Below are 9652 nucleotides of genomic sequence, written 5' to 3'. Positions count from 1 at the left end.
TGACCCTCCGCCCCGGCGGGGCCCCGGAGCAGGGGCGCAGCACGGCGGAGGGCGGCGCCAGCGCCGCGGAGCGCCGCGGGGCGCTGGTCGACGAGGTGGTCTTCACCGAGGAGAGCGACCCCGGCCGGATCACGGCGCTCATCGAGCGCGGCCGCTACCAGGTCTTCGGCCAGGGGGTCGACAGCCCGGCGATCTTCCGCCAGATCCAGCGCTCCGCCCAGGTGGACCACTACCTCTCCCACGGCACGAGCGTGGAGCTGACCCTCAACCCGGCGGAGTTCGAGGAGGGCGGGCTCAACCCCTTCCACGTCCGCGCCGTGCGCGAGGCGATGAACTGGCTCGTCGACCGGCGCTACATCGCCGACGAGCTCTTCGGCGGCCTCGCCGTGCCGCGCTACCTGCCCATCAACACCGCCCTGCCGGACTACGCCCGGCTCGCCGAGACCGCCCGCAAGCTCGAGCTCGAGTACCGCCACGACCCGCAGCGCGCCCGGGCGGTCATCAGCGAGCAGATGCGCAAGCTCGGCGCCGAGCGCCGCGACGGGCAGTGGTACCACGCCGGCGAGCCGGTGCGCCTGACCGTGCTCATCCGCACCGAGGACCGTCGCGAGCGGGTCGGCGACTACGTGGCGAACCAGCTCGAGGACCTCGGCTTCGCGGTCGAGCGGCTCTACCGCACCGCCGAGGAGGCCTCGCGGATCTGGATCGCCAGCGACCCGGCCGCCGGGCGCTGGCACGTCTACACCGGCGCCTGGCTGTCGACGGCCATCGACCGCGACGTCAGCAACAACTTCAACTACTACTACACCCCGCGCGGGCGCCCCGACCCGCTCTGGCAGGCCTACGACCCGCGCCCGGCGTTCAGCGAGCTCGCCCAGCGGCTCGAGAGCAGCGACTACACCTCCACGGCGCAGCGCAACCGGCTCATGCGCCGGGCGCTCGAGCTGGCCATGGAGGACTCGGCGCGGGTCTGGCTGGTGGACCAGCGCAGCGTCTGGCCCCACGCTCAGGACGTCCGGCTCGCCGCCGACCTCGCCGGCGGCGTCTCCGGCTCGCGGCTCTGGCCCTACACCCTGCGCTACACCGACCGCCTCGGCGGGCGGGTCGATATCGCCGTGCCCAACATGCTCACCGAGCCGTGGAACCCGGTGGCCGGCAGCAACTGGATCTTCGACCAGATGATCCTGCGCGCGCTCAACGACGCCGCCCTGCTGCCCGACCCCTTCACCGGGCTGCCGCGGCCGCAGCGCATCGACTCTGCCGAGGTCACCGTCACCGAGGACGCCCCGGTGCAGAAGACCCTCGACTGGGTGGCGCTGCGCACCGCCGAGCGCATCCGCGTCCCGGCGGACGCCTGGATCGGCTGGGACGCCGAGGCGCAGCGCATCGCCACCGTCGGCGAGCGCCACCCGGAGGGGCTGACGGCGCGCTCGCGGACGGTGCTGCGCTACGAGGAGGGCTACCTGGAGCGGCGCTGGCACGACGGCTCCCGCGTCTCGGTGGCGGACCTGGTGCTGCCGTGGATCCTGACCTTCGCCCGCGCCGACGAGGCCAGCCCCCTCTACGACCCCAGCCACCTGCCGCTCTTCGAGGTCTACGAGGGCCACTTCCGGGGCTGGCGGATCACCAGCACCGACCCGCTGACCGTCGAGGTCTACAGCGACCAGATCTTCCCCGACGCCGAGAGCATCGCCGCCCGGCGGGCGCCGGGGCTGCTGCCGTGGCACGTGCTCAGCCTCGGCATCCAGGCCGAGCGCCGCGGCCAGCTGGCCTTCTCCTCGAGCAAGGCGGACAGCGAGGGCGTCGAGTGGCTGAACCTGGTCTCCGGGCCGAGCCTGGAGATCCTGCGCAACCGGCTGCGCTCGGCCGCCGAGGCCGGGCGGGTGCCCTTCGCCGAGGCCCTCGAGCCGTGGCTGCGCGACGGCGCGCCGCAGGCGCGCTACCGGGCGCTGCGCCAGTGGTACGCGGAGCACGGCCACTTCTGGGTCGGCGACGGCCCCTTCTACCTCGACGCCGTCCACCCGGTGGCGGGCAGCATCGTGCTGCGGCGCTTCGAGGGCTTCCCCGACCCGGCGGACAAGTGGCTGCGCTTCACCGAGCCGCGCATCCCCGAGGTGGAGACCGAGGGGCCGCTGGTGGCCGAGCAGGGCGCGGCGATGGCGGTGGAGCTGGCCGTGACCTACGCCGGCGAGCCGTACCCGCGCGGGGGGATCACCGGGGTGCGCTTCCTGCTCTTCGACAGCGACGACACCCTGGTCCGCGAGGGGCAGGCGCAGCGCGTCGACCCCGGGCGCTGGCGGGTGCGCCTGGACGCCGAGACCCTGGCGGCGCTGGGCAACGGCGGCAACAGCCTGGAGGTCATCGTGACCTCCCGCCACGTCGCCCTGCCCGCCTTCGCTACCCACGCCTTCGCCACGGTGCCGCAGCGCACCGGCGAGGCCGCGACGGAGGGGGATCGGCCGTGAGGGCCCTGCTCAGCGGCTCGGCGCTGCGCGATCTCGGCCGCCTCGGCCTGTTCACCGCCAAGCGGCTCGGGGCGCTGCTGGTGACCGTGCTCATCGGCGTCTACCTGACCATCGTCATCGCCAACATGGGCGGCAAGGTCGACGAGCTGCGCATGGTCCAGATCCGCAGCGAGGTCGCCGAGCAGGTCCGCGCCGATCCCGCCTTCCAGGACCTCAGCGCCGAGGAGCGCCAGCGGCTCATGGAGCGGCAGGTCCAGCTCGAGGTCGAGCGGCTGCGCCTCGACGAGCCCTTCTTCTGGCGCAGCCTCGACTACCTGCGCCAGGCCATGCTCCTCGACCTCGGCCGCGCCGAGCAGATGCACAGCGACGCCGGCTCGCGCCAGGTCTACAACATCATCGCCGAGCGCCTGCCGGCGACGCTGGTCCTGTTCGGCACCGGCAACCTGCTGGTCTTCTTCGTCTCGGTCTACGCCGCCCTGGGGCTGTCGCGGCGCTACGGCAGCGCCCTCGACCGGGCGGTCATCGGGCTGGCGCCGAGCTCGGCGGCGCCGGGCTGGTTCTACGGCATCTTCCTGATCCTGCTGCTCGCCTTCATCGCCCCGCTCTTCCCCTCCGGAGGCATGGTCGCCGCGCCGCCGCCCGAGTCGGCGTGGGCCTACGCGGCGAGCCTGGCGCGCCACATGGCGCTGCCGCTGGCGGCGATCTTCATCTCGCAGATCTTCATCTCCATCTACTCGTGGCGGACCTTCTTCCTCATCCACTCCAGCGAGGACTACGTGGAGATGGCCCGCGCCAAGGGGCTGCCGGAGCGGCTCATCGAGCGGCGCTACATCCTGCGCCCGAGCCTCTCGCCCATCGTCACCAGCTTCCTGCTGATGCTCATCGGCCTGTGGAGCGGGGCGATCATCCTCGAGCAGGTCTTCAACTGGCCCGGCCTGGGGACGCTGCTCTTCGAGGCCATCGGGCAGCGGGACACCCCGGTGATCATCGGCTCGGTGGTGATCTTCGCCTACCTGCTGGCGGCCACCGTCTTCCTCCTCGACATCCTCTACGCCATCCTGGACCCGCGGGTCCGCCTCGATAGGGAGCGCTCATGAGCCCGTGGCGCGAGGGCATCGCACGGCTGCGCCGCTACCCCTCCGCCGTGGCGGGGCTGGCGATCATCGCCGCGCTGATCGCCACCGCGGTCTACACCGTCATCGCCATCCCCTACCCCCAGGCCCAGGAGCTCTGGCGCGGCGGCGAGCGCTGGCAGGAGCTGCCGGTCAACGCCGGCCCCGTCTGGGCCGACCGGCTGCTCGGCGGCGACGCCCCGCGCACCCTCACCGCCTCGAGCGCCGCGGCCGAGACCGTCGAGGAGGCGGCCTACGACGGCGTGCGGCTCAACAGGACGGTGCTGGCGGTGGACTACCCGTACACGGAGTTCCCCAGCGAGGTGACCCTCTTCCTCGAGGCCGACTTCGAGCAGCGCCGGCCCTTCGTGCGGATGCGCTGGCGCACCCCCGACGGCGAGGTGATCCCCCTCGGCGCCCGGCGCGTCGGCGAGCAGGGGCGCGTCTCCATCTCCCAGGACCGCGGCCTCGAGAGCCGGCTCGGCCGCGCCCCGCAGGTGGGGCTCTTCGCCGAGCCGGGCCCGGCCGGCACCGAGGAGCGGCCCGAGGCGCGCCCGGGGCGCTACGAGCTCATCCTCGAGACCGTGCACTTCGAGCGCACCTCGCAGCTGGCGGCGGAGCTCGTCGTCTACGGCCAGGTCCACGGCCTCCTCGGCACCGACCACGAGCGCCGCGACCTCGCCGTGGCGCTGCTCTGGGGCACGCCGGTGGCGCTCGCCTTCGGGCTGCTCGCCGCCGTGGGCACGACGGTGACCACGCTGGTCATCGCCGCGGCGGGGGTGTGGTACGGCGGCTGGGTAGATGCGCTCATCCAGCGGCTCACCGAGATCAACATGATCCTGCCGCTGCTGCCGATCCTGGTCATGGTGGGCACCCTCTACTCGACGAGCATCTGGCTGATGCTCGGGGTGGTGGTGGTGCTCGGGATCTTCAGCGCCGGGATCAAGATGTACCGGGCCATGCTCCTGCCCCTGCGCGAGGCGGGCTACATCGAGGCGGCGCGGGCCTACGGGGCGAGCAACCCGCGGATCATCCTGCGCTACATGGTCCCGCGCATCCTGCCGGTGCTGCTGCCGACCTTCGTCACCCTCATCCCCACCTACGTCTTCCTCGAGGCCTCCCTGGCGGTGCTCGGCCTCGGCGACCCGGTGCTGCCCACCTGGGGCAAGGTCCTCCACGACGCCCAGGCGCAGAGCGCGCTCTACCACGGCCACTACTACTGGGTGCTCGAGCCGGCGGCGCTGCTGATGCTCACGGGGCTGGGCTTCGCCATGCTCGGCTTCGCCCTGGACCGCGTCTTCAACCCGCGGCTGAGGAGCGTGTGATGGCCGCCGCGCCGCTGCTCGAGATCGACGACCTGCGCCTGGCCTACGCCACCGAGCGGGGCACCGTGCGCGCCGTGGACGGCGTCGGCCTGACCCTGCGGCGCAACGAGGCGGTGGTGATCCTCGGCGAGTCGGGCTGCGGCAAGAGCTCGCTGGCCAAGGCGCTGCTGCGCACCCTGCCGCGCAACGCCTACGCCCCCGAGGGGCGCGTGCGCCTCGACGGCGCCGAGGTGCTGGGCCTGCCCGAGGAGCGCTTCCGCCGGCAGGTGCGCTGGGTGCGCATCGCCCTGGTCATGCAGGCGGCCATGAACGCCCTCAACCCGGTGGTGCGCGTCGGCGAGCAGGTCGCCGAGCCGCTGCGCATCCACCGCGGCTGCTCGCGCCGGCAGGCGGCGGCCCGCGCCGCGGAGGCCTTCGCCGAGGTCGGCATCCCCGGCGACTTCCTGCAGCGCTACCCCCACGAGCTCTCCGGCGGCATGCGCCAGCGCGCGGTGCTCGCCATGGCCCTGGTCACCGAGCCGGACATCGTCGTCCTCGACGAGCCCACCTCGGCGCTGGACGTCCTCACCCAGGCGGCCATCATGAACGTGCTCAAGCGCATCAAGCGCGACCGCGGGGTGAGCTTCGTGCTCATCACCCACGACGTGGCCACCTCCAGCGAGATCGCCGACCGCGTGGCGCTGATGTACGCCGGGCAGGTGGTCGAGGAAGCCAGCGCCGAGGCCTTCTTCACCGCGCCGGCGCACCCGTACTCGCAGATGCTCATGGCCTCGGTCCCGCGGCTGCACCAGCCCGAGCCGCCGCAGCCCATCCCGGGCCGGCCGCCGAGCCTGCTCGAGCCGCCGGCCGGCTGCCGCTTCGCCGAGCGCTGCCCGCAGCGCTTCGACCGCTGCAGCGAGCCGCCCCCGGCGCTGCCGCTCGGCGAGCGCCACCGGGTGCGCTGCTGGCTCCACGCCACGGGAGGAGGCCGCCCATGAGCCCACGCCCCGCGCAGGCCGCCGCCCCCGGCGAGCCGCTGCTCGCCGCCCGCGACCTGCAGACCCACTTCGAGCTGCGCCGCTGGGGGTTCCTGCGCACCGGCTCGGTCCGCGCCGTCGACGGCGTCGACCTGACCCTGGACGCCGGCGAGGCCGCCGCCGTGGTCGGCGAGAGCGGCTGCGGCAAGAGCTCCCTGGCCCGGACCCTGCTCGGGCTGCACCGGCCCACCGGCGGTGAGGCCCGCTTCGAGGGCCAGCCCCTGGCGCGGCTGCGCGGCGCCGCGCTCAAGGCCTACCGCGCCCGGGTGGGCTACGTCCAGCAGGACCCCTACGGCGCCCTGCCGCCGTTCATGGACGTGCGCCGCGCCCTCGAGGAGCCGCTGATCGTCCACGGCGTCGCCCCCCGCGCCGAGCGCGAGCGGCGCATCGAGGCGGCCCTCGAGGAGGTGGGGCTGGCGCCGGCGGGCGAGGTCTGGGGCAAGTACCCCCACCAGCTCAGCGGCGGGCAGCAGCAGCGGGTGGTCATCGCCCGGGCGCTGATCCTGCGCCCGCGGATGATCCTCGCCGACGAGCCGGTCTCCATGCTCGACGCCTCGGTCCGGGTGGAGATCCTCGAGCTGCTGCGCCGGATCCAGCGCGAGCACCGCCTGGCGCTGCTCTACATCACCCACGACCTCTCCACCGTGCGCCACTACACCGACCGCGTGCTGGTGATGTACGGCGGGCGGATCGTCGAGCAGGCCCCCGTCGAGGCGCTGCTCGAGCGCCCGCAGCACCCCTACGCCGAGGCGCTGCTCGCCGCCCTGGCCGACCCGGATCCGGCCAACGCCCGGCGGGAGCGGCCCGTCCCCGGCGGCGAGCCGCCGAGCCTCGCCGCCCCGCCGCCGGGCTGCCGCTTCCACCCGCGCTGCCCCTACGCCATGGCCGGCACCTGCGATGTCTACGACCCGCCGGCGCTCGGCGTCGGCGAGGGCCACACCGCGGCCTGCTGGCTGCGCGCCTGAGGAGCGGACCCGTGCGCGGCATCGAGCGGATCCCGTGGCTCTACGACCTCGGCATGGCGCTCCTCGAGCGCCTGGGCATGGGGGGCTGGCGCCGCGCCCTCGTCGCCGGGGTGCGCGGCCGGGTGCTGGAGGTCGGCTGCGGCACCGGGCGCGGCCTGAGCCACTACGGCGCGGGGGTGGCGCTCTTCGGGGTGGACCCCGACGTGCCGGCGCTGCGCCGGGCGCAGCGCCGCGCCCCGCAGGCCGGCCTGGCCGCCGCCCGCGCCGAGGCCCTGCCCTTCCCCGACGCCGCCTTCGACACGGTGGTCACGAGCCTCTCCTTCTGCAGCGTCGACGACGTCCCGCAGGGGCTCGCGGAGCTGCGCCGCGTGCTGCGCGACGACGGCGAGCTGCGCATGCTCGAGCACGTCCGCTCGGAGGGGACCCTGGCCGGCCGCGGCCAGGACGCCGTGCAGCCGGCGTGGACGGCGGTCAGCGGCGGCTGCCGGCTGAATCGCCGCACCGAGGCGGCCGTCGAGGCGGCGGGCTTCCGCATCGACCCCGAGACCCGCATCGCCCGCGGCGTGATGCGCTGCTTCACGGCGCGCAAGGCGCCGTCAGCCGCCGGCGCCGCGCAGCCGCAGCCCGATATCCGCGAGGTGGGCGGCGAGCCCGGCGAGCAGCCAGCCGGCGATCGCCGGCCAGGCCGCCCCGGTGAGCGCCGCCCGCAGGGCGAGCATCAGGAAGACGCCGGCGAGCAGCGTAGTCGCCACGACGGCCGGCGGCAGGCCGCGGCCGGTGCGCCGGCGCCAGGCCGCGAGCAGGAGGGCCTCGAGGGCCATGGCGGCGAGGATCAGGTCGACGATGCGCCCCGTCGCGAAGAGCTCGGACATGGCCTATCCTCCTAGGGTGGGGTTGGAAATCCACGGACAGCCGGCCGCCGCGCCGAGACGGGGTCGGCCCCATGGGCCTCACTCTACCAGCCGGACCCGCCCCGTCCTCCCAGGGATGCAGACCGAAGGCCACAAGAGGAAGGCGCCATGCTGAAGATCGGGCTCTGGCTCCTCGCCGGGACCGCCGTGGTCCTCGCGGCCGTGCTCATCGCCTGGAGCGTGTTCATGCGCACCATCGAGACCCCCGACTACCGCCTTCTCGAGCAGGACGGCCCCATCGAGCTGCGCCACTACCCGGCCATGCGCATCGCCGAGATCACCCGCCAGGGCAGCCGGGAGAGCGCCGTACGGGCCGGCTTCGGCCCCCTGGCCCGCTACATCTTCGCCCGCGAGCGCGGCGGCGAGCACATCGCCATGACCGCCCCCGTCACCCAGACGCCCGCCAGGGCGGATGGCAGCGAGTGGCGGGTCGCCTTCATCATGCCGCAGCGCTACACCCTCGAGCAGCTGCCGAGCCCGGCCATCGACGACATCGAGCTGCGCGAGCTGCCGGCCCGGCGCGTGGCCGCCATCCGCTTCTCCGGGCGGGCCGGCGACGCGCTCATCGAGCGCCAGGAGCAGCGGCTGCGGACGTGGCTGGCCGAGCGCGGGCTCAAGACCGCCGGGGCGCCGACCTACGCCTACTACAACCCGCCCTGGATCCCCGGCTTCCTGCGCCGCAACGAGGTGCTGATCGAGGTGGCGGAGGGCACGGCGCAGCGCCCGGAGCGGGAGGAGGCGCACGCCGCGGAGGGGCCCTAGCCGGGCCGCGGCGCTGCCCCCGCCGGCCCGGCGGAGGCGCGCCGGCCGCCTCCCCTCAGTGCGCCCAGGTGAGGGTCGCCGTCCCGAACTCCTGGGGCTCCCGCTGGCCCTCGAAGGCCTCGCTGCGGTGGACCCAGGTCATCGACAGGCGCAGGCGGCCGGTGTAGTAGACCAGCCCCACGTAGCCCTCCGCGAGTCCCGGGCGCCGGTCGACGGCGGGCGAGTCGCGGAAGACGTTGCCGTCGAGGAAGAGGTTGTGGGCCACCAGCCGGGCGTTGGCGCCGAGCGAGAGGTACCAGCCGTGGCGCGCGCCGCTGTCGAAGTAGAGCGAGCCGGCCGGCGCGGCGGTGATCCGCGGCGGGCCGAAGTCCCTCGGCAGGCGCTGGCCGAGGGCCACGGAGGCGCCCGCGCCGGCCTGGGTCAGCGCCGTGCCCAGCGCGGCGCCCGCCGCGGTGCTGAGCCGGTAGGCCAGGGGGCCCGCCAGCAGGCCTCGGCAGAGGAGCCACTGGCGGTCGTACGCCACCTGGAAGGTGGGCTCCGCCGGCAGCTGGGTGCCCCAGCCCACGGGCTCGTCCGAGTCCAGGAGGTCGTGCGTCGCCTCCTGGTTCTGCCGGGCCAGGGAGGGCTCGCCGGTGATACCGATGCCCAGGCGCAGGCGGCCGAGGCTCGCCGGGCTCCGCTCGGCGATCTCCAGGCTCAGGTTCAGCCACCCGGCGTAGGGGCGGTCGGCCGGCGGCAGCGCCGGGTCCGTGATATCCGCCGGCGTGAAGGTCCGCTGCTCCAGCGAGATCCCCCAGAGGGCGCCGGCACCCACCGCCAGGCCCGGCGCCAGCGCCCCGGCGCGCTGCAGCCAGCGCGGCGGCGGGCGCTCCTCGGTGGCCCAGGAGAGCTTGATGCCGCCGGTGTACCACCGGTCGGCGCCCGCCGCCGTGAGCCAGTCGTTCTCCAGGGTGAGCGCGGTGAAGGTGGCCTCCTGCCCCCCATCGGCGGCCGGCGCTCCTCCGCCCAGGCCCCCCGGCGCGGCGGCCAGCGGGGGGATCGCCGACAGCAGCCCGGCGAGCACGGCCCCGACGGCCGCCGCGCCGGGGGGCCTGGG

General features: G+C 74.8%; 7 protein-coding genes and 1 pseudogene. 7 read left to right on the top strand and 1 reads right to left on the bottom strand.

The annotated features are described in order from the left end of the window. From CKO13_RS08115 to CKO13_RS08085, 7 genes and pseudogenes are all read left to right on the top strand, one after another. On the top strand, nt 1–2465 hold a 2465-nt coding region (locus CKO13_RS08115), incomplete at its 5' end, for an ABC transporter substrate-binding protein (RefSeq protein WP_200259260.1). Beyond that, nucleotides 2462–3562: an ABC transporter permease subunit gene (locus tag CKO13_RS08110; protein ID WP_200259257.1), complete on the top strand. Its 1101-nt coding sequence runs from the start codon at nt 2462–2464 to the stop codon at nt 3560–3562. The genes CKO13_RS08115 and CKO13_RS08110, both read left to right, overlap by 4 nt. Continuing rightward, nucleotides 3559–4902 (top strand): ABC transporter permease, encoded by a 1344-nt coding sequence (locus CKO13_RS08105; RefSeq protein WP_200259254.1) that lies wholly within the window; start codon nt 3559–3561, stop codon nt 4900–4902. The genes CKO13_RS08110 and CKO13_RS08105 overlap by 4 nt, the downstream gene beginning before the upstream one ends. Further along, the gene (locus tag CKO13_RS08100) at nt 4902–5879 is read left to right on the top strand and encodes an ABC transporter ATP-binding protein (RefSeq protein WP_200259251.1); all 978 of its coding nucleotides are present in this window, start codon (nt 4902–4904) and stop codon (nt 5877–5879) included. Before CKO13_RS08105 ends, CKO13_RS08100 begins: the two co-directional genes overlap by 1 nt. Continuing rightward, entirely contained in the window at nt 5876–6883 is a 1008-nt protein-coding gene (locus CKO13_RS08095; RefSeq protein ID WP_200259248.1) for an ABC transporter ATP-binding protein, read from the top strand. The genes CKO13_RS08100 and CKO13_RS08095 overlap by 4 nt, the downstream gene beginning before the upstream one ends. An 11-nt stretch (nt 6884–6894) precedes the next feature. After that, nucleotides 6895–7497 (top strand): annotated as a pseudogene (locus CKO13_RS12750) (class I SAM-dependent methyltransferase); the annotation flags it as partial. Between the two features lie 405 nt (nt 7498–7902). Beyond that, nucleotides 7903–8556, top strand: a complete 654-nt coding sequence (locus CKO13_RS08085) for an SOUL family heme-binding protein (protein ID WP_200259242.1) — start codon at nt 7903–7905, stop codon at nt 8554–8556. Between the two features lie 55 nt (nt 8557–8611). Here the strand turns inward: CKO13_RS08085 and CKO13_RS08080 are convergent. Then, nucleotides 8612–9652: lipid A deacylase LpxR family protein (locus CKO13_RS08080; RefSeq protein ID WP_200259240.1), on the bottom strand; the 1041-nt coding region annotated here is incomplete at its 5' end.

Origin of the sequence: Halorhodospira neutriphila (assembly GCF_016584055.1) — a bacterium.
Taxonomy (GTDB): Bacteria; Pseudomonadota; Gammaproteobacteria; order Nitrococcales; family Halorhodospiraceae; genus Halorhodospira; species Halorhodospira neutriphila.
This window is presented reverse-complemented; position numbering and strand designations above follow the sequence as displayed.

Excerpts from the sequence above, each read along its gene's own strand:
- CKO13_RS08105 (WP_200259254.1), top strand. The coding sequence starts at position 3,559 with ATGAGCCCGTGGCGCGAGGGCATCGCACGGCTGCGCCGCTACCCCTCC.
- CKO13_RS08100 (WP_200259251.1), top strand. The coding sequence starts at position 4,902 with ATGGCCGCCGCGCCGCTGCTCGAGATCGACGACCTGCGCCTGGCCTAC.
- CKO13_RS08095 (WP_200259248.1), top strand. The coding sequence starts at position 5,876 with ATGAGCCCACGCCCCGCGCAGGCCGCCGCCCCCGGCGAGCCGCTGCTC.
- CKO13_RS08085 (WP_200259242.1), top strand. The coding sequence starts at position 7,903 with ATGCTGAAGATCGGGCTCTGGCTCCTCGCCGGGACCGCCGTGGTCCTC.